The following is a 19913-nucleotide window of genomic DNA, read 5'->3' on the forward strand; positions in this document are numbered from 1 at the left end:
ATCTCAACCTCTTTTTTTCACATAGGGGAAGAAAAACAGATAGACACCTGTTGCCCAGACACCGACCAGGACAATCGCCGTCGGGAAAAGAACCCAGAATTTGACCTGTTCATGGAAAAAACTTCCGTCATGGATGCTTTCGATGAGGTCCGAACGCCGGACTGCGACTTGCAGGATCTCACCGGTTTTCATGTCAACCTGGATTTCCCAGTGATTACGAGCCCGAACCTTAACCAGGCCTTTGCCGGGCCTCACATCCAGACGGTCAACATCCGCCCATCCGTAAATTCCGACGGCCTTGACGGTCATGGCAATGCGTAAAATCTCATCAAAACTGAGCGCCAACTCGTGCCCCACGCCCTTTTTTGTCGCCGGTTGTATCCACGCCACCTCCTTTTTCATCAGAAGAACGGCTCCGCTGAAAACGACAACAAAAACCGGTAAAGCCGTTGCGATGGCGGCCCATCGGTGTATCTTTCTGTTCAACACCACGGCTCTCATGAGGGTTCACCCCCTTTGCAAGGAGGGGGATGCGAACACAACATCGTTCGCATCCCCCCATCGTCTATTGCTCTTTATCGGGCTTGGGCCACAGTCATCTCCCCGTCCTTCAGAAACTCAACCCATGCCGTGAGCTCGGCGTCGATCTCCTTTTCCAGCATATCAACCACATCATAGGCGGACTGGGGCGGACGTCCTTCGCTTTGAAACAACACCCAGTGAACCGTTTGCAACTTCGAAAGCAGCTTTGATGGCTCATTGGCGATCTGCGAGAGGTTGGCTCCCATGGGCACCAGCTTTCCGATAAAAACCGAAGCTTCCTTTGCGATCTCTGAATCCTCTCCAGCGCCCTCAGCTGTTTCCATGGCGGAAATAATGGTTTTGTTGGTCTTCTCGAAAATATCACGGATGCGCCACCACAGTTCAAAACGGGCGTCGGCATCTTTCTGACTCCAGGTTTCGTTGGGGTTCATGCGCAATTCGAAACTCTGATCCTGGGACTGCCCGTCCACCGTAAGCCTTGCAATGTAGGTATCGGGCTTCGCCTCCACGACAATACCCGCCGGGGGCTTGCCGGGAACCGGGACAACATCGGGATAGTTCATGTCCCAGATCATTCGGTTCAGGCCGACCTCCTGGCTCAGGGTGTCACCCTCGTAGGTTTTTATCAGCTCGCCTTTGCTGTCCAGAACACTCAAACTGACGTCCTTGGCATCATCACCGATCAGATAGTAGATGATGGCACCGCGGGGTCGCGCTCCGCCGGCGTCGAGGAATTTGCGTTTACGCTCCCCGTTGACCACCCCGAGTTCGATAAAGGTGTGCCCCATGCGCCCATTCTGAACAAAGTAGTTCTTTTGCTCACCTCCCACACCCCCGCCGTAAAGAGCCCACCAGTTGATGCCCAGACGCGTATGGGTTCGCGGTTTGAACAGATGCGCCGTCTTGGCCTGTATCGCCTCCGAGGTCTGACGCAAGGGGCTGATGTCATCTAAAATCCAGAAGCTGCGGCCAAAGGTGGCGATGCAGAGATCTTCATCCTTGATTTTCATGTCATGAACCGGAACCGCCGGCAGGTTGAGGTTCAGCCGCTTCCAGGAGATCCCGTCGTCAAGGGAGGCAAACACACCGGTCTCGGTCCCCACAAAAAGCAAACCTTTGCGCACCGTATCTTCACGGATGGTCCGCGTTATTTCTGTCTGCGGAAAATGCTTGCTTAACTCCGTCCAGGTCTCTCCATAATCCGAGGTCTTGTAAAGGTAAGGCAAAAAGTCATTGGCCGTCCGATAGCGGCTGACGGCAACATACGCCGTTCCTGCGTCATGGGGCGATGCCTCGATCTCATAGACATCCGAGTCTTCGGGAAGATCGGGAGGGGTAACGTTTGTCCATTTCCGGCAATTGTTTTTTGTCACATGAATCAGCCCATCGTCACTGCCGGTCCAGAACACCCCTTTTTTAACGCGGGATGCCGCCATGCGGTGGATGGTGTTGTAGGCCTCCTGGCCGGAAGTCTCCAGAGACGACGGGGACCCTCCCGGCTGCTGTTTTTCCGGGTCGTCCCTGGTCAACACCGGGCTGACAACCTTCCAGCTCTGCCCCCGGTCTTTGCTTCGAAACACCACCTCGGCGGCGGTATACAGGACCTTCGGCCTGAAGGGGTCAAACAGGACAGGGGCATGCCAGTTAAAGCGATACTTTGCCTCATTTTGCCCCCTCCCGAAGGTAATCACGGGCCAGACATTGACCTGCTCCCACTGCCCCGTCTTCAGGTTGACCCGCTGGATAGGACATCCCCCCGCGGCAAAGGTACTCTGAGCCAGATGGTAGATGGTGTTCGGGTCTTTGGGGTCGGGTACGGATGCACCGGATTCACCGCTGCCGATGACGGTCACATCGGCCTGGGAGATACCGCCGTATATGGACGCGGAAGGGACCTTGTACCCGATTAGATCCTGGTTGTTGCCATAAAGGTTGTAAGGGAACTCATTGTCCACATTGATTCGATACACCTGCTGGTTGGGCTGGGTATAGGGATTGGACCAGGTTTTCCCACCGTTACGGGTCACCATGGCCCCACCGTCGTGGGTGATGATCATGCGATCAGGGTCTTCCGGATCAAAGGCCATGTCATGGAAGTCATCTTTGGTGCCGGAACGCTGAACCCATGTTTTTCCGGCGTCCATGGATTGCCAGAGCTTGTTGGAAAGGACCCACAGCTCGTCCCCGTTGTGGGGACTGGCGTGGAGGTGCATGTAGTAGAAAGGCCGCTGGATGATGTTGACGTTATCGGAGACAAAGGCCCACGTCTTGCCGCCGTCCACGGACTGGTAAAGCCCCGGCTTCTCTTTGGAGTCCACCAGGGCGGTGATTCGCTCGGGCGCTTTCTTGGAATGGGCAAGGCCGATACGGCCCAGGTCGTCGGTGGGCATGCCCGGGTTGCGGGTAATTTCGACCCAGGTGTCCCCGCCGTCGATTGACTTGAAGATGCCGCTGTTGGGGCCCCCCGCCTTCAGCCCCCAGGTGCGCCGGAACACCTCAAATGTTGCCGCGTACAAAATAGTCGGGTCATGCTCACACAGCACCAGGTCAATGACACCGGCCTGTTCGTGTTTGAAAAAAACCTGTTTCCAGGATTTCCCCCCGTCTTTGCTTCGATACACGCCGCGGTCCTGGCTCGGCCCGAAGGGGCTTCCTATGGCGGCCATGTAGACCAGGTCCGGGTTGTCGGGGTGGACGCGGACCCTTGAGATGCGTTTTGTTTTTTCCAGGCCGATGTGTGTCCAGGTCGCACCCCCATCCGTTGATTTGTAGGCTCCGTCACCCCAGGTGGAGCAATCGCGAAGCTGCGGCTCCCCCGTCCCGATATAGATGATATCCGGATTGCTGGGTGCCAGGGCAATGGCACCCACCGGCCCCACATGGATCTGCCCGTCGGTGATCGGCAGCCAATACTGCCCGTTGTCCTCGGTCATCCAGACCCCGCCCGATGAGTGGGCATGATAAAACCGGTTCTTATCCGTGGGATGAACCGCCACACCGCAACCGCGAACCCCCACAAAGGGCCCCACACAACGCCATTCCATGGACCGTATTTCCCGGTCTACTTCCAGGTCTGCTTTTTGTGCGAATGCCCCCGGACCGGCGGGTACAGGCTCCGGCGCCTCGCCAGGACGCCATTCGGCATGGACCATGCCCGACAAGCCAATGCCCAGTACTACGGCCGCAATCATACCCACGCGCTTTTTCATACCGCACTCCTTGATTTTCGAGTTGGATGGGTGTCGTTTGACTCAAGCCCCACGATTTTGACTAAAAAAATCTGTACGAACGACGCATTTCATCACGCGAAACACAATGGGCGCCTTGCCATGTAGTGAACAAAGAGTCAGTGGGGACAAACAGGATAGGAAAAACGACGACAAGGCGCGTGGCTTTAAAAACCGGGTCAAACGCACACAGTGTGTCGATCATTCTACAGAGGGTCGCATCTGGCGAGTCACTGTCCGGAATACCGGCGACCTGAATTGTGAAGGGAGGGTTTGGCTTTTTCCGCGTGAAAAGAATGCCTCACGCAAAATCTAAAAAAGGATGTATTTTAAAACCTTAGCTTAATAAGCTATCAAAGCAGCGACCATGGCACAAGCCATTTATCGGCCACCCGTCGATGAAGGGCAGAGCGCACCTGTACCTTGCCCGCAAAACAGGGCAAGGCACAAGGCGCGCCTGAAATCACCCGGAACGCATCGACACGGGCCGAAGCCCCAAAATCAACTCATTCCGAAAAGACGCGGAAGAAACAGGGTTATGCCTGGAAAGAGAGTCAGGAGCACAAGGCCTGCGATCATGGCGAGGATAAAGGGAATCACCGCTTTAAAGGTCTCCTCCACGGGAATTTCCGCCAGGTGGGTGGTCACGTAGAGGTTCACGGCAACCGGAGGTGTGAACTGGCCGATGGCCAGGTTGAAGGTCATCATGATGCCGAACCAAATGGGATCCCAACCGAAACGCCCCATGATGGGCAGGAAGATAGGGATAAAGATGTAAAAGATGGAGATGGCATCAATGAGCATCCCGGCGAAAAAAAGGATGAGGTTGATGATCAGAAGCACCACGTAGGGGTTGTCGCTGATGCCCAGAAGAGACGCCGAGATGGCGTCCATGGCCCCCAGGGTGCTGGCCGTCCAGGAGAAAAGTCCGGCAAAGGTGATGATGAGCATCACCACGGCCGAGGCGTTGGACGCCTCCACCAGGATCTCGTAGAGGGCCTTGAGGGTCAGGGTCCGGTACAGGAAAAATCCCAGAACCAAACCGTAGAAGACGGCAACCACAGCCGCTTCCGTCGGCGTAAAGACCCCGCCATAAAGCCCGCCGAGAATAATCCCCGGAGCCATCAGCCCCCAGAACGCCTCCCGAAAAGCCTGAAACAACCCCATATCGGATTCCATGGAGGTCCGGCTTCCGTACCCCCTTTTTCTGGAGATCCACCAGGCGGGCAGGATCAGGCAGAGCCCGGCCAGGGCACCGGGGATGGCTCCGGCGGCAAACAGGGTGGTGATGGAGGTGTTGGTCAGGGCGCCATAGATGATCAAGGCGATGCTCACGGGCACGATGATGGCGGTGGAGCCCGCCCCTGCGATAAGGGCGGCCACAAAACCCCGGTCATACCCGTCCCGGATCATGGCAGGGATCAAGATGGCACCGATGGCCGCGGCATCTGCCGGGCCCGATCCGGAGATGCCCCCGAAAAAGACGCACACCAGCACCGCCACAATGGCAAGGCTCCCTTTTTTGCGCCCCACCAGCAGGTTGGCAAAGCGCACCAGGCGCTCTGAAATCCCGCAGCGTTCGAACAGGAACCCGGCAAAGATAAAGAGAGGAATCGCAAGGAGCTGAAATTTTGCGATACCCGAATAGAAGTTGGGGGAGACCACGGCGATGCCCAAATCCGCCAGCCAGATGACCACCACCGAGGAGAGCCCGATGGCAACGGCAATGGGCACGCCGGAGAGGAGCAGCACCATGAACAGAAAAAACAGCAGCAATCCCATGGTCACACTCCTTTGAGTTTCGCCTTTTCGGCGATGAGCACCTGAACGATACGGACAATCACGAGGACGGATCCCGCAGGAATGGCCAGGGCATAAATCCACTCCGGGAGTTCCAAGGCCTCGGTGGTGATCTCAAGGTCGATGAGGTCGTAGATGTGAAACCAGCTGAGGCCTGCAAGGGTCGCAAACAAAACGATGGCCAGCACAAGCCCTCCCATGCGGACCATGGTGGCCGCCCGCGGGGAGAGCTTTTTCTCGTAGTACTGCAGGTTCAGGTGGTGGCTCTTTTTGAACGCCGCGCTGGTTCCAAGCATGGTGAGCCACACAAGGCCAGCCACCTCCAGTTCCTCGGTGAACGCCAGGGAAAATTCGCAAAAATAGCGGGTAACGACGTTTGCCAGCCCCAGGACAAACATGGAGCCCAGAAGCAGGGCTCCGAAGACTTCCTCAAAATTGCGGACAATATGTTTCAGGGTGCTCATGAAGGCCTAATTCCCCATGTCCGCTTTGGCCTTCTCCACCAGCTCTTCACCGATGCGGGGCACCCATTTTTTGTACACAGGCTCGGTGAGAGACCGAAAGGCTGTTTTCTCTTCGGAAGAGAGCACCGTCACCTCCATGCCGTTTTCCCGCATCAGCTCATGGGCGGAAAGGTCCGGTGCCACCAGGCCTTTTCTCACGACGGCCTTCTGCATGCGGCCGGCGTCCACGGCCGCCTGACGAATGATCACACGGTCTTTTTCCGAGAATTTTTTCCAGGTTTTCTGGTTCACGGTAAACATGAGGGGGTCGATGACATACCCCCAGAAGGAGACATGGTTGTGGAACTGCCAGATCTTCAACGGGATCTCAATGCCAACGGCCGGGTTTTCCTGGGCATCGACAACGCCCTGCTGAAAAGCGATTTTGGCCTCGCCCCAGTTCATGTTCACGGGGTTGGCGCCCATGGACTTCATGATATCGATGAAGATGGGGGTGCCCACCACGCGGACTTTCAGCCCTTTTAAGTCCGCAGGCGTTTTGATGGCCCGCTTGGAGTTGGTGATCTCACGGTATCCGTTTTCTCCCCAGCCCAGGACCGTCACGCCTTTTTTCGCGATCATGGCCTCAATGGCTTTGCCCGCCTCCCCTGCCGTCACCTTGTCCAGGGCCGCGTAATCCTCAAAGAAAAAAGGCAGGTTGAAAAGGTTCAGGGGTTTCAGGGTGGATGACCAGTTGATGGGGGACGCAAAGGCAAAATCTGCCACGCCCCGCTTCAGCAGGAGAAATTCGTTGGTCTGTTTGCCCGCCATGAGGGAGCCTGCCGTGTACACCTTGATGTTGACCCGGCCTTCGGTGCGCTCCCGCACCAGATCGGCAAACAGGGTCGCCCCTTCCCCCCAGGGCATCTTGGGCCCCACCACACAACTGAGCTTGTACTCCTTTTTATACCCCGCCTCGGAAAGAGCCGGGAGCATCAAAAGGCACACAACCGCTATCGTCCATTTTTTAAGCGCTGTCATCATCGAAGGTGTCCTTAACGTTTCCGGTTACAAAAAAAGGGGCCCCGCAGCTCCGACGAACCTGCCTGCCCCATCACATTTTTCAAGGATTGCGGTTTCTTTCTTAGCCGGGACAATTCCGGGCTGTCAAGTCAGGAACCGGTTGCATCCCAAGGGCTACAAGCCCTTTCCACCGGTCCGAACCGAACAAGCGTTCCCGTTTAAGGATCACCCCGGAAGCACCAAATTCAAAAGGAGAGCCCCACCCCGCTCCAGCTAAAAAAGCCGGAAACAGCCATTATCACGGGGCCATACAGCTACACAGCCGACACCAACGTGCCCTGCCGCCATGCCCACCCCATCCCAAGCCAGGGGCGCCAACTGCCCCCCACATCCCCACCCGGCAGCAATCAAAAATATCTAAAAAAAAATGCCGCCCGCCTTCATCTTTTAATGAAAACAAGCGACACTTTTTTACATTTCATTAATTAAGGACCGCAAGGCAAGACAGACAAAAGCGATGCCTTCTATGGTTAAAGTGGGCAGGGAAAACCTGCCTCCGGCGGCCAGGGGATGATCCCCTGGACCCCAGGTTGCGAAAGCCCTCCCCCTTCGTTCCTCAGGGTGAGGGCTTCCGCGAAGGTTTCTGTTAAATTGAGCAAAACCTGTTTGTCAAACTTTTCAAAAGTTTGGCCCCCGGCAGGGCCGCCGGAGGCGTCTTTAACCTGGCTGCCTCCGGCGGCAAGGTGAGCCACCTTGAAAGCTGGTTGCCGCTGCGCTTCACCCCTCGTTTGTCGCGCCGTAGCCCATTGACGTGGGTTGGATGGTTACGCATAGCCTTGAGCGCAGGCGGATTCATCGGGTTAAATCACTGCGGCATTCACAGTCAACTTGTACATTTAGACCTTAGTCATCGTTTCGACCAGGACCATAAAAACCGCGAATTACCTTTGGTCGCCATACTACAGACGGAACATGGAATTCCGGGCATGGGTCCCCGGCCACTTGACGATACGAAAGGTGGCAAGTGCCGAACAGCAAAACGGAACAACCGGCCTTTTTTCCCGGGCAGCCGGGGAAGACGAGGAGGTGCGAAGGGCATCACACTCTGTACCGTCTTTCCCGCGAAGACGGGAACCCATGTTGGTTATGGGATACTGCCGGGCTTCATGATGCGGGTGGTACGATAAACGGGAAGGTGGCCTTAACGATGATCAAGGCCTACATTTATTAATTGTCTGAGCCATAAAGCGGGTTCAACATGGCCCCAAACGCCCTCCCAACAACCTATTTACCTATGATCTGTCACCTGCTTTTATGGCCTGTTTTTAATCATTCAACTGAATATCCTTGCCCTCATGGACGCGCTTCATGTTGCGGACGGCGCACATCTTACCGCACATGGTGCAGCTGTCCTCGAACTCGGGCTTGGAGCTTTCCCGGTAGCTTCGTGCCTTTACAGGGTCCATGGCCAGGGAGAACATGCCTTCCCAGTCCAGGTCGGCGCGGGCCTTGCTCATGGCGTTGTCCCAATTCCGGGCGCCGGGGATCTTCTTGGCGATATCGGCGGCATGGGCGGCGATGCGCGTGGCAATGATCCCCTCTTTCATGTCTTCGAGATCGGGGAGGCGCAGGTGCTCGGCCGGGGTGACATAGCAAAGGAAATCGGCGCCGTTGGCCGCTGCGATGGCCCCGCCGATGGCGCTGGTGATGTGGTCGTAGCCGGGGGCCACGTCGGTGACCAGGGGGCCGAGGACATAAAACGGCGCACCGTGACAGAGGCGTTTTTCCATCATCATGTTGCCTGCAATCTCGTCCATGGCCATGTGCCCGGGGCCCTCGATCATCACCTGGACGTCCTGCTCCCAGGCGCGCTTGGTGAGTTCTCCCAGGGTGATGAGCTCCTCCACCTGGGCGGCGTCGGTGGAGTCGTTGATGCTCCCCGGGCGACAGCCGTCGCCGAGGCTCAGGGTGAGGTCGTACTTGGTGCAGATCTCAAGGAGCCGGTCGTAGTGCTCATAAAAGGGGTTTTCCGCATCGTTTAACATCATCCAGGTGTACAAGAGGGACCCGCCCCTGGAGACAACCCCAGTAAGACGATCGTTTCGCTTGATCTTCTCGGCGGTGGCGCGGTTCAGGCCTGCGTGGATGGTGGCAAAATCCACCCCGTCTGCGGCGTGACGCTCCACCACCCTGAAGAACTCGTCCACGCTGATGTCCTTCAAGTTCTTGTCGTAGAACCCCACGGCGTCGTACATGGGCACGGTGCCGATCATGGCAGGACATTCGGCGATGACGCGGTTGCGGAACTCCTGGGTCTTGCCGAAGCAGCTGAGGTCCATGATGGCCTCGGCTTTCATGGCAACGGCGGCGCGGACCTTGGCCATCTCCACTTCCAGATCGCGGCAGTCCTTGGAGATCCCCAGGTTGACGTTGACCTTGGTGCGCAGCCCTTCGCCCACGCCTTCGGGATCGATGACGGTGTGGTTCTTGTTCACCGGAACAGCGATCGTGCCCTTGGCCATGCGGTCCATAAGGGTCTCTATGGGCATGTTCTCTTTTTTGGCCACGGTCTCCATGGCGCCGGTAACGATCCCTTTACGGGCCGCGTTCATCTGGGTTGTATAGCTCATTTTAGTTTCTCTCCATGGCTTTGCGGATGGCTTTGACCCGCTTTGAAATATTCTCGGCTCCGACGATCTCCGTCACCAGAGCAATGGTTTCCGCGCCGTGGGCTCTCACCTCGGCGATGTTGTGTTCCTTGATTCCCCCGATGGCCACAAAGGGAATGTCTTCCCTTTGTGCCACATGATCGAGGTAGGTAAGCCCCACGGCGTCGCAGACATCCTTTTTGGTCTGCGTGGTAAAAATGGGGCCGACACCGATGTAGTCTGCACCCGCCTCCACAGCAGCTGCCGCCTGGGCCGGGCTGTGGGTGGAGAGCCCGATGATCATGGACGGCCCCGCAAGCTTCCGAACCACCGGAATGGGCAGGTCGTCCTGCCCCACATGGAGGCCATCGGCTTCCACGGCAAGGGCAAGATCCACGTGGTCGTTGACGATGAAGGTGACCCCCGCGTCCTGTGTCAGCCTGCGCAGGATCTCGCACTGCCGGTATCTCTCCAGCATGGTTTTCTCTTTTTCCCGGTACTGGATCAGGGTGATACCGGCATCGATCATCGCCTTCACCACCGTGATGTTGTCCCGACCCCGGGAGTGCTCCTCCCCGGTGATGCCGTAAATATCGGCACCCGCTATGGATCTCATGGTTTCTTATTCTCCTGTTAAAAAGCGGCCTCCGGCGGCAAGGTGTGCCACCTTGAAAGCAGGTTGCGGATTCGCTTTGCCCCTCGTCCCTCGGGTCAAAACACATCCGCCTTTGATCCAGGTTGGCCTGCAACTGTTTTTTAAAACCTGTTTGTAAAACCCGCCTTTATAAAATCAGGCAAAAGTTTAGCCCTCGGCAAGGCCGCCGGAGGCGTAAGCTGAATAGTTGCAAACCTTTTAACCTTAGCCTTTTACCTTTCGCCCTTAGCCCTTAAGCCCTTTCACCACCCATCCAAACACCAAATCCGCCTGCTTGGCCGCCGCAATGGAGACCACAGCAGACATGGGAGGGGCGGCCTCGTCCGCTTCGGTGACCCCGTCCCCCACCACATAGCAGGTGGGGGTAACTTTGCGCGTGACGATGCGATCTGCATTTCCCCACCCCCCGATGCCGGAGGCGGCCACCAGAAAGGTCTTTTTGTTGAGGTAACGCTCCACAAGGAGCTGCTTGGCTTCCACCTGATCAAAAGCCTCCACCACGGCATCGCACGAGTCAAAGAGTTCTCCGATGTTCTGCCGGGTCACCTGGACGCAGTGGGTTTCCACCGCCACCTCCGGCTCAATGGCGGAAAGGTTGTCCCTCAAGGCTGTCACCTTGCTCTCCCCCACCTGACGGGCGAAAAAGAACTGACGGTTGAGATTGGAAGGCTCCACCCGGTCAAAATCGGCGATGACAAGCCGCCGGAACCCCATACGCACAAGGTGCATGGCGCAGTTGGAGCCCAGGCCCCCGGCCCCAGCAATGCCGATGCGCGCCGAGGAAACGCGTCCCATGGGTTCTTTGCCCAGGCGAGCGGTCAGGGAGCCCCAGAGGGTATCCATCAGGCCATCCTCCAGTCCTGATACACCGGCTGATACCCATGCCCCCTCAAGTTCGCGTCCATATCCACAACGCTGCGCTCGTCATTGATATCAAACTGCCCGGAGCCCTCCTCCTCCGTGTGGCTGCCCACCGAGGTACAGGAGCCCGCCGACAGGCGGGTGATGCCCAAGGGGAGCACGTTGTCCCGGAAGGCAGCGCTCTCCCGGGTGGACAGGGTGATCCCGGCCCGGGGCAGAAACAGCCGGAAGGCGGTCATGGCCTGGACGATGTCGGTATCCGAGACGATATGGGCGGGCTCGTAGCATCCGGCATGGGGCCGCATCCGAGGCAGAGAGAGCCCCAGCTCCACTTCGGGAAAGGTGGTCATGATCCAGTCGGCGTGCATGGCGGTGAAAAAGGCCTCACGGCGCCAGTGATCCAGTCCCAGGAGCCCTCCCAGGTTGATCCCGCGCATCCGTGCCCGGGCGCCACGCTCCAGGGCCTCCAGCCGAAACCTGAAATCCCGTTTGGGACCGGCCGGATGCAGGGTCTTGTACAGGTCGGCGTTGTAGGTCTCCTGGTACACGGTAAGGCTGTCGGCTCCGGCGTCCACGAACCGGGCATACCCCTCCTCGTCCACGGGGTAGATTTCGATCCCCACGGAGGTGAAATACCTGGAGATGATGGACAGGCTCTCTTCAATGTAACCGGGGGTCGCCACGTTCGGTGCCTCGCCGGTGAGCAGAAGAATGTGCTTGAGACCGGTCTTGGCGATGGCCGCCGCCTCGAACTCCACCTCCTCAAGGCTCAGCTGCCGCCGATGGATCTTGTTCTTGGCGTTGAACCCGCAATAGACACACTGGTTGATGCAGTGGTTGGAGATATAGATGGGGGTGAACAAAAGGATCTGGCGACCGAACTGCCGCAGGGTGGACTCATGGGCTTTCTGAGCCATTTCCTCAAGAAAAGGGACCGCCGCCGGCGACAACAGGGCCACTAAATCGTCTGTGGAACATCTGTGTGCGTCAAGGGCGGCACGCACATCACGTTCCGTTGCCGCGTTGATGCGGCGTAAAATCTCACCCGGGTCCAACGATTTCCACACATCGAAAAAACCCATCACGCCCTCCCCTGCCCGAGGAACCCGGTGAGGGGGGAGGAGGCCGAGGCCTCGGTGCGCGATGCGCCGAGCCCTGCAAGGTAAGCTGCACGACCGGCTTCAACGGCCTGGCCGAAGGCACGCCCCATGGCCACGGGATCGGCCGAGGAGGCAATGGCCGTGTTGACAAGGCAGGCAGCAGCTCCCATCTCCATGGCCTCGCACGCCTGGGAAGGCCTGCCGATCCCTGCATCCACGATGATGGGAAGGGAGATCTCGTCAATGAGAATCCGTACCATTTCACGGGTCCGGATCCCCCGATTGGTGCCGATGGGAGCCCCCAAGGGCATCACAGCGGCAGCCCCGGCATCCACCATGCGCCGTGCGTCCATCAGGTCGGGGTTCATGTACGGGAACACATGAAACCCTTCGGCGGCGAGCACCTCCGTGGCCTTTGTGGTCTCCAGGTTGTCGGGGAGCAGGTACCGCTGATCGCTGATCACCTCGATCTTGATCCAGTCCCCGCACCCGGCAGCGCGGGCAAGCCGTGCGATGCGCACTGCCTCTTCGGCGTTTCTGGCCCCGGAGGTGTTGGGCAAAAGCACCATGTGCTCAGGGATGTGCTTCATCACGTTGTCGGTCTCCGAGGCAAAATCAACACGGCGCAGGGCCACGGTGATCACCTGGGCGCCGGACGCCTCGCACACGGCGGGGATCAGCCCGTCGGCAGGGTATTTGCCCGTTCCCACCAAAAGCCTGCTTGAAAATTCTTTCCCCCCAATATGAAAACAATCGTCCATCAGCACCCCCCTCCCACAAATCGCAGGATTTCAAGATTATCCGTATCATCCAGTGTCACCGCCCCGAACCGGGACCGTTCCACCACCTCTCCATTGCGTTCCACCACCACACTGCCGGGGGGAAGCCCTTTGTTCTCAAGGAACCGCTCAAGGGTCATACCCCCTTCGGACAGATTCTCTTCACTACCGTTGACCATCATAGAGTCACCTCCTGATATTCCCGGAACCCCTTGCGCGCTGTGTGCGCACAAGAAAACCGTGCAGAAGGCGCACCGGTTCCGGGCCATGAGCTGGAGGGCAAGAGCATGCATGATAAGGGGAGATACCAAGGAAAGGATTTCCATGGCGAAGGACCGATGATCCCGGGAAAGATCCAACAGCCTGTGTGGCAAGGGCCATGGACCGGCCCGCAAGGGGCCATAAAAAAAGGCCGCCCGCGGGCAGCCTGATACGTGAGGTGTCACAGCCTTATGTTCGGCGGTGACTTAAAAAACGTGTATGTGGGCTTCCCTACGGCAGTACAAACTGCGTCAGGTTCAAAGGGTTGGAATATCTCCGTCTCAGCCCGGTTAAGGGCACCCCCAGCAAAGTTACAACTGATTGTGGCTTCCTTTTAGCATCTCCACACCACCCGCGCAAGGAAAACCGGCGGAGCGTACCGAAGGGTTCCCCAACGCCTCCCGAAGGCCCCGGCGGCAGCCGAGCCTCTGTTTCCGGGGCTCGGCGGGGCAGACAGTCCCATGATTTTTTGGAACAGCCCTTCCGGGTGAGCAGGTGTCTGCCGACGGATTTACCGGCAGCCCGGATTTTCACCATTGACCCCGGGGTACCAATCCAGTATAACTATCCAAGATTCCAAGATTTGACGCCAACCACACACTTTTTCCCAAACAACGATCCATACCCCTTGCGACCTGCGACGGAGCCCCCTATCCACCCCCATTTTCGCGCCTTCACTGTTCCCGATTGCATCCCCTTTGCCCCTTGCCGCGCCCGTTTGTTGAGAAAAAAAGGTTCCCTCATGAGAATTTAACATTGACAATCGTATGCTTTTGTATATATTCGGTGCCCTTGATTGCTCCTGACGCCGGCCTTTTGTCTGGTCTAAGCAAACAAACCACCATGAGCAAAATCTGGAAAGGCTCGTTAAACCGGGGTAACGTGTGACTCACACCCACCGGACAGGGAATGATACGTTCATCATTCCCTTTTGGGTTGTCATGTGCTGCCTCGATCGTTTTTTCAAGAAGGATACGTGACAATGAAGACCGACTTGCAGAAAGTTAGAAACATAGGCATCAGCGCCCACATCGACTCCGGGAAGACCACCCTGACCGAGCGCATTCTCTTTTACACCGACAGGATCCATGCCATCCATGATGTAAAGGGCAAAGACGGCGTCGGCGCCACCATGGACTCCATGGAACTTGAAAAGGAAAGGGGCATCACCATTGCCTCGGCAGCCACGTACTGCGAATGGAAGGGACACGAGATCAACATCATCGACACCCCGGGCCACGTTGACTTCACCATCGAAGTTGAGCGTTCCCTGCGTGTCCTTGACGGTGCCATCCTTGTTCTCTGTTCTGTGGCCGGTGTTCAGTCACAGTCCATTACGGTTGACGCCCAGATGAAGCGTTACAAGGTTCCCTGTATCGCCTTCGTCAACAAGTGCGACCGAAGCGGTGCCAACCCCTTCCGCGTTATCGAGCAGCTCAACGACAAGCTCGGTCACAACGCCGTTGCCATGCAGCTGCCCATCGGCCTTGAGGACAACCTCCAGGGCGTTGTGGACCTTGTTGCCATGAAAGCCTACTACTTCGACGGCGACAACGGTGAAGAGATCCGTGTTGAAGAGATCCCCGCAGAGCTCGTTGACGAGGCCCAGGCCAAGCGTGAAGAGCTTATCGACCAGGCATCCCTCTTCTCCGAAGCCCTCACCGATGCCATCCTCGAAGAGGCTGAGATCACCCAGGAAATGATCGTGGACGCGGTCCGTATCGGTACCATCGAGCGCCAGATCACCCCCGTTTTCATGGGCTCCGCTTACAAGAACAAAGCGATTCAGCCCCTCCTCGATGCGGTAACCCGTTACCTGCCGACCCCCGACGACATCACCAACGAAGCCCTGGACCTCGACAACGAAGAGGCTCCCGTGGTTCTTGAAGGCGACAGCGAGAAGCCCACCGTGGCCCTGGCCTTCAAACTCGAGGACGGTCAGTACGGCCAGCTCACTTACATCCGTGTGTATCAGGGTTCCCTGAAAAAAGGCGACACGGTCAACAACGCCAAAAACGGACGTAAAATCAAAGTGGGCCGCCTGGTTCGCATGCACGCCTCCGACATGGAGGACATCACCGAGATTCCTGCCGGTTACATCGGCGCCCTCTTCGGTGTAGACTGCGCCTCCGGCGACACCTTTGTCGACTCCGCCATCAACTACTCCATGATGAGCATGTTTGTCCCTGAGCCCGTAATCTCCCTGTCCATCACGCCCAAGGACAACAAAGCACAGATCAACATGAGCAAGGCCCTCAACCGATTCACCAAAGAGGACCCCACCTTCCGCTCCTTCATCGATGACGAGACCAACGAGACCATCATCGAAGGCATGGGCGAACTTCACCTTGAGGTGTATGTTGAGCGTATGAAGCGTGAGTACAACGCCGAAGTGGAAACCGGAAAGCCCCGCGTAGCCTACCGTGAAACCATCACGCGCCGCGCCGAATTTGACTATACCCACAAGAAGCAGACCGGTGGTTCCGGCCAGTTCGGTAAAGTCATGGGTTACATCGAGCCCCTCGAAGAAGAGCAGTTCTCCTTCGAAAGCAAGGTGGTCGGTGGACGTATCCCCACCCAGTTTATCCCCTCTTGTGAGAAGGGTTTTGAAAGCTGCATGGCCAAAGGTCCCAAGCTTGAGTTCCCTGTCACCGGCATTGCCGTTACCCTTGTTGACGGCGGCTTCCACGCGGTCGACTCCTCTGAAATGGCTTTCCAGGCTGCGGCACGTGGCGCATTCAAACAGGCCTACGACAGAGCCAAGCCTGTGATCCAGGAACCCATCATGAAGGTTGAGATTGAAAGCCCCAATGAGTTCCAGGGTCCATGTATGGGCTTGATTAACCAGCGCCGTGGTATTATCCTTGGTTCACAGGATGAAGGAACCATGAGCCGTATCGAAGCTCAGGTTCCCCTTGCTGAGATGTTCGGTTTCTCCACCGTTCTTCGATCTTCCACCCAGGGCAAAGCCCAGTACACCATGGAGTTCAGCACGTACAAGACCGTGCCCACCTCCGTATCGGAAGAGATCGTCAAAAAAGTGAACGAAGAGAAAGCTGCCAGATAGCCTGATGGAACACATCACCCGGCAGCTATCCGAACATCCGGTTTTTGGTTGGGAGGACTGCCGGGTTGACACCATGGGGTCATTTTTGAGTACGAACCTCAGCGACAAGAGAGGATACTATGACGAAAAAGGAATTGATCTTCAGGAACCCCTTCGGTGCACTGGGCATCGATTGCGATGACATGATCAACGGGGGTGAACTCGGTGCCGTCATGGCCCGTGCCGGCCTCGGCAAGACGTCCCTGGTTGTGCAGATGGCGCTCCACGCCATGGCCTGCGGCAAGAAGGTACTTCATGTCAGCCTGGACGAGCCCGTGAACAAGGTCAGCGTCTGGTACAACGAAATGTTCGCCAACCTGGCAGACCTGAACCGTGTGGAAGAGCCCCAGTCCGCATACGACGAGATTCTTCCCAACCGCATGATCCTGACCATGAACGTGGACGGCTTCTCCATGGCCCGCCTGGAAGAGCGTATCAACGACCTGGTCGAGCAGGACCTGTTCAACCCGGACATGATGATCATCGATGGCTACCCCTTCGAAGAGAAGGGCCGCGCCGACATGGAAGAGCTCAAGGCCCTTGCCTCACGCATGGGATACTTTGCCCTTTTCACCGTCAAGACCCACCGCCACGAAGCGCCTGCTGAAAACGGCCTGCCCGTTCAGCTTGCCGGCGTTGATGACATCTTCTCCACCATGCTCCAGATCATCCCGGAGAACAACACCATCTATGTAAAATCCGTCAAAGGCTCCAAGGCCGACAAAAAAGCCGTCCTTGACCCCGAGACGATGATTATCCGTTAGTCAAGGGCCCTGCCCTTCTCCTCGGATACATGGTTTCCATAAAAAAAGGCACCCTAAATCAGGGTGCCTTTTTTTATGAATCCTTCCCAGTTGCTGTTACGCCGGAATCTCCCCGCCTACGGACTCTCCACTTACAACACACCGGTTGCGCCCCTGCTCTTTGGCTTTGTAGAGCGCTTCATCTGCCAGTCGCACCAACTCGGTTTCCCGGGTTTCAGACCCCGGAAACAGGGAGGCCACCCCGAGGCTCAAGGTGACGTGGGTTACGGCCTCGGATCGTTCATCCGTCACGGCCAGCCCTTCGACACAGCGCCGCATGGTTTCGGCCAGGTGCCGTGCTCCGTTAAGGTCGGTATGGGGAAGGATCACCACAAACTCTTCCCCCCCGTATCGTGCCACCAGATCCCCGGGCCGGCGCACGCAGGAGACAAGCGCCCCGGCCACACAGGCCAGGCAATGGTCGCCTGCCTGATGCCCGTGGGTGTCGTTGTACAGCTTAAAATGGTCGATATCGCAGAGGATCAGAGAGAGTTCCGATTGTTCCCGGAGGTGACGGTTCCATTCCGTGACAATGCACTCGTCAAAGTGGCCCCGGTTGGCAATCCGGGTAGTGGCGTCCATGATGGATGCCTTGCGAAGCTCTTCGTTCACGCGCTTGAGCTCCTGCTCCACACGGACGGTCATGGAAATATTGATGCAGAAACCGTAAAACCCGTTCACGCGCTCTTTGGCGTTACGGGTCACCTGACCGTAGCACAAGGCCCAGGTCTTTTCCCCGTCCCGCCGACACAGCTGGCAGCGAAAACGGTTCAGCTGCTCCCCTTCGTAGAGTTGAAACAAAAAAGACTCGGCCCGAAGCGGGTCGGCAAAAAGGGACGAGACATCATCCTGGATCTCCGTAAGCTGCCTGGGGGATTCGTAGCCGAGCATCCAGGACAGTTCGGGGTTCACCACAAGGATGCGCCCCCTGATGTCTGCCTGGAAAATACCGATGGGTGAGCTGCTGAAAAGACTCCGGGCCTGATTCCTCGCCCGGTTGAGTTCATTGACGGCAAGGATCTGCTTTGTGACATCTTTGACCAGCACAGCCAGCCCTGCCAGACCGGATTCACGAACCGCCGGCACCGCATACCAGCGACAGAAAAAAACATCCCCCCGTTCGGTCATGCAGGCCGTGGAGACCTCCGAGGCGCTCGCCCCCCTGAGGCAGGCCTTGATAAACCCCCGCAGGGTCTCTCCCTCTTCCGGAGAAGGCACAAGAAAACTCAAATCACGGCCGGCCATGGTGGCCGCCCCGTAGCCGAACAGCGCTTCGGCCGAGCTCTCCCACTGGGAGATCTCGCCGGAGGGTTCCAGCCCGATGCATGCCACGCCTGCCTTGGCCTGAAGAAGAAGTTGCGCAGGCATATCGCCCCCTTCTTCTCCTTTCCTGCCCGCCCGGTGAGACTCACCGGTATCTGGACCACCTTCCGTCACCAACCATTTATCCAGCACCCTTCCCTCCAGACCAGGCCCTGCCTGCTATGACGCTGACACCCGAGACCCTCGGATTATGCCAACGCCCCTTGCGTTCCCGACGCCATGTAGAAAACGGAGCATGCTCACGTTTCCATTGAAAGCGCCGAAAGACCCAAGGTTGTCTGATTGAATTCCCCCTGCTTGAAAAACACCCAAACCCAAGGCCATATCTAACACAATTGCTGACCCAGGGCCAGAAATCATAAACGGCTTTACCTCGCCTCAGAGGAAAGCCGTCCTGTAACAATCCATACGGGTACGCCTATTTTCCCTGGTCTTTCAACCCTTCTGACACCTTATCAGCCATCTCCCTCAAATTTCCGAAGTAATCACCCGCCAGGGGATCCAGTGGAACCACCGCTCCGCCGATGGCTGCGGCAACCTTCTCGGCGGTGTGGCGGTCAAACTGGGGCTGGACAAAAATGACACGGACACCGTCGGCCCTGGCTTGCCCGATATACCCTGCAAGGGCTTTGCCCTTGGGGCTCTTCCCCTCCACCTCAACTGCCTTTTGTACCAACCCGTAGGCATCGGCAAAATACCCGAAGGCAGGGTGAAACACATAAAGGGTCTCCCCGGCCAGGGGGGCCAGGGCTTTTGAGATCTGCCCGTGGAGGGCATCCAACTCGTTTATCAGGGCGTTGCACCCGGCCTCGTACACTGCCCGCCCCGACGGGTCCAAGGAGATAAGGGCGTCCCGCATGGTGACGGCCTGAATCTGCACCCGCATGGGGTCAAGCCATATATGTGGATCCATGCCTTCATGGGTATCGTGGTGATTATGGTGGTCGTGGTGGTCGTGCCCCCCGTGCTCTTTGTCGTGGTGGTGCTCCGCCATGGACAGCATGGGCACCCCTTTTCGGGTATCCACCACCTTCAGGTCCCCTGCCATACTCGTAATCTTGGGCATCAGATGGGTTTCATAGGGAAGGCCCATGCGGAAAAAAAGATCGGCTTCCGCCAGGCTTGCCACCTTGGACGGTTTGGGTCGGTACATGGCAGGACTTTCTCCAGGGGAGAGCAGAACCTTCACCTCTACCCGGTCCCCGCCGATACGCTCCACAAAAGCCTTCTGGGGAGCAATGCTCACAAACACCGACACGGGCACCTCTTCTGCACCGGCCCCAAAAGAAACGCCCAGGAACAACGCACTCACCGCCCACATCACAAATCGTCTCATCTTTT

Annotated in this window: 15 protein-coding genes and 1 riboswitch; of the genes, 2 read left to right on the forward strand and 13 right to left on the reverse strand. The window is 57.4% G+C overall.

All coding sequences use genetic code 11. The features are described 5' to 3' along the window. Positions 1 to 3: 3 nt before the first annotated feature. The 11 genes from BLQ12_RS22900 to thiS form a co-directional block, all read right to left on the reverse strand. Positions 4 to 501: a PepSY domain-containing protein gene (locus tag BLQ12_RS22900; RefSeq protein WP_092214517.1), complete on the reverse strand. Its 498-nt coding sequence runs from the start codon at positions 499 to 501 to the stop codon at positions 4 to 6. 74 nt (positions 502 to 575) lie between these two features. Continuing rightward, positions 576 to 3752, reverse strand: a complete 3177-nt coding sequence (locus tag BLQ12_RS22905; RefSeq protein ID WP_092214519.1) for a WD40/YVTN/BNR-like repeat-containing protein — start codon at positions 3750 to 3752, stop codon at positions 576 to 578. 519 nt (positions 3753 to 4271) lie between these two features. After that, complete coding sequence (locus BLQ12_RS22910; protein WP_092214521.1) at positions 4272 to 5552, reverse strand: TRAP transporter large permease; 1281 nt, start codon at positions 5550 to 5552, stop codon at positions 4272 to 4274. 2 nt (positions 5553 to 5554) lie between these two features. Further along, positions 5555 to 6034, reverse strand: a complete 480-nt coding sequence (locus BLQ12_RS22915; RefSeq protein WP_092214523.1) for a TRAP transporter small permease — start codon at positions 6032 to 6034, stop codon at positions 5555 to 5557. Between the two features lie 6 nt (positions 6035 to 6040). Beyond that, positions 6041 to 7057, reverse strand: coding sequence for a DctP family TRAP transporter solute-binding subunit (locus BLQ12_RS22920; RefSeq protein ID WP_092214525.1), 1017 nt, complete (start codon positions 7055 to 7057; stop codon positions 6041 to 6043). 1304 nt (positions 7058 to 8361) lie between these two features. Further along, positions 8362 to 9666, reverse strand: a complete 1305-nt coding sequence (gene thiC, locus BLQ12_RS22930; RefSeq protein WP_092214529.1) for a phosphomethylpyrimidine synthase ThiC — start codon at positions 9664 to 9666, stop codon at positions 8362 to 8364. Between the two features lies 1 nt (position 9667). Continuing rightward, positions 9668 to 10300: a thiamine phosphate synthase gene (gene thiE / locus BLQ12_RS22935; RefSeq protein WP_092214531.1), complete on the reverse strand. Its 633-nt coding sequence runs from the start codon at positions 10298 to 10300 to the stop codon at positions 9668 to 9670. Between the two features lie 264 nt (positions 10301 to 10564). After that, positions 10565 to 11182 (reverse strand): sulfur carrier protein ThiS adenylyltransferase ThiF, encoded by a 618-nt coding sequence (gene thiF, locus BLQ12_RS22940; protein WP_092214533.1) that lies wholly within the window; start codon positions 11180 to 11182, stop codon positions 10565 to 10567. Then, on the reverse strand, positions 11182 to 12282 hold the full coding sequence (thiH, locus tag BLQ12_RS22945) for a 2-iminoacetate synthase ThiH (RefSeq protein WP_092214536.1): 1101 nt from the start codon (positions 12280 to 12282) through the stop codon (positions 11182 to 11184). The genes thiF and thiH overlap by 1 nt, the downstream gene beginning before the upstream one ends. After that, on the reverse strand, positions 12282 to 13061 hold the full coding sequence (locus tag BLQ12_RS22950; RefSeq protein ID WP_092214538.1) for a thiazole synthase: 780 nt from the start codon (positions 13059 to 13061) through the stop codon (positions 12282 to 12284). Before BLQ12_RS22950 ends, thiH begins: the two co-directional genes overlap by 1 nt. Further along, a complete protein-coding gene (gene thiS, locus BLQ12_RS22955) occupies positions 13061 to 13261 on the reverse strand; it encodes a sulfur carrier protein ThiS (RefSeq protein ID WP_092214540.1) in 201 nt (66 codons plus the stop codon). Before thiS ends, BLQ12_RS22950 begins: the two co-directional genes overlap by 1 nt. Positions 13262 to 13551: 290 nt before the next feature. Beyond that, a riboswitch (TPP riboswitch) is annotated at positions 13552 to 13654 on the reverse strand. 668 nt (positions 13655 to 14322) lie between these two features. Between thiS and fusA the strand changes: the two genes are divergently transcribed. Both fusA and BLQ12_RS22965 read left to right on the forward strand, forming a co-directional pair. Then, positions 14323 to 16407, forward strand: coding sequence for an elongation factor G (gene fusA / locus BLQ12_RS22960; protein ID WP_092214542.1), 2085 nt, complete (start codon positions 14323 to 14325; stop codon positions 16405 to 16407). 119 nt (positions 16408 to 16526) lie between these two features. Further along, positions 16527 to 17210: an AAA family ATPase gene (locus BLQ12_RS22965; protein ID WP_092214544.1), complete on the forward strand. Its 684-nt coding sequence runs from the start codon at positions 16527 to 16529 to the stop codon at positions 17208 to 17210. 96 nt (positions 17211 to 17306) lie between these two features. Here BLQ12_RS22965 and BLQ12_RS22970 read toward each other — a convergent pair whose 3' ends face one another. Together BLQ12_RS22970 and BLQ12_RS22975 are read right to left on the reverse strand one after the other, a co-directional pair. Further along, positions 17307 to 18617, reverse strand: a complete 1311-nt coding sequence (locus BLQ12_RS22970; protein WP_092214546.1) for a GGDEF domain-containing protein — start codon at positions 18615 to 18617, stop codon at positions 17307 to 17309. Positions 18618 to 18990: 373 nt separating this feature from the next. Then, a complete protein-coding gene (locus tag BLQ12_RS22975) occupies positions 18991 to 19908 on the reverse strand; it encodes a metal ABC transporter solute-binding protein, Zn/Mn family (RefSeq protein ID WP_092214548.1) in 918 nt (305 codons plus the stop codon). Positions 19909 to 19913: the final 5 nt, after the last annotated feature.

It is taken from the genome of Desulfoluna spongiiphila, assembly GCF_900101345.1.
GTDB classification, from domain to species: Bacteria; Desulfobacterota; Desulfobacteria; order Desulfobacterales; family Desulfolunaceae; genus Desulfoluna; species Desulfoluna spongiiphila.

What these genes read in the sequence shown, in the direction of transcription:
- BLQ12_RS22900 (WP_092214517.1), bottom strand. Translation starts at nt 501, where the DNA reads ATGAGAGCCGTGGTGTTGAACAGAAAGATACACCGATGGGCCGCCATC.
- BLQ12_RS22905 (WP_092214519.1), bottom strand. Translation starts at nt 3,752, where the DNA reads ATGAAAAAGCGCGTGGGTATGATTGCGGCCGTAGTACTGGGCATTGGC.
- BLQ12_RS22910 (WP_092214521.1), bottom strand. Translation starts at nt 5,552, where the DNA reads ATGGGATTGCTGCTGTTTTTTCTGTTCATGGTGCTGCTCCTCTCCGGC.
- BLQ12_RS22915 (WP_092214523.1), bottom strand. Translation starts at nt 6,034, where the DNA reads ATGAGCACCCTGAAACATATTGTCCGCAATTTTGAGGAAGTCTTCGGA.
- BLQ12_RS22920 (WP_092214525.1), bottom strand. Translation starts at nt 7,057, where the DNA reads ATGATGACAGCGCTTAAAAAATGGACGATAGCGGTTGTGTGCCTTTTG.
- thiC (WP_092214529.1), bottom strand. Translation starts at nt 9,666, where the DNA reads ATGAGCTATACAACCCAGATGAACGCGGCCCGTAAAGGGATCGTTACC.
- thiE (WP_092214531.1), bottom strand. Translation starts at nt 10,300, where the DNA reads ATGAGATCCATAGCGGGTGCCGATATTTACGGCATCACCGGGGAGGAG.
- thiF (WP_092214533.1), bottom strand. Translation starts at nt 11,182, where the DNA reads ATGGATACCCTCTGGGGCTCCCTGACCGCTCGCCTGGGCAAAGAACCC.
- thiH (WP_092214536.1), bottom strand. Translation starts at nt 12,282, where the DNA reads ATGGGTTTTTTCGATGTGTGGAAATCGTTGGACCCGGGTGAGATTTTA.
- BLQ12_RS22950 (WP_092214538.1), bottom strand. Translation starts at nt 13,061, where the DNA reads ATGGACGATTGTTTTCATATTGGGGGGAAAGAATTTTCAAGCAGGCTT.
- thiS (WP_092214540.1), bottom strand. Translation starts at nt 13,261, where the DNA reads ATGATGGTCAACGGTAGTGAAGAGAATCTGTCCGAAGGGGGTATGACC.
- fusA (WP_092214542.1), top strand. Translation starts at nt 14,323, where the DNA reads ATGAAGACCGACTTGCAGAAAGTTAGAAACATAGGCATCAGCGCCCAC.
- BLQ12_RS22965 (WP_092214544.1), top strand. Translation starts at nt 16,527, where the DNA reads ATGACGAAAAAGGAATTGATCTTCAGGAACCCCTTCGGTGCACTGGGC.
- BLQ12_RS22970 (WP_092214546.1), bottom strand. Translation starts at nt 18,617, where the DNA reads ATGCCTGCGCAACTTCTTCTTCAGGCCAAGGCAGGCGTGGCATGCATC.
- BLQ12_RS22975 (WP_092214548.1), bottom strand. Translation starts at nt 19,908, where the DNA reads ATGAGACGATTTGTGATGTGGGCGGTGAGTGCGTTGTTCCTGGGCGTT.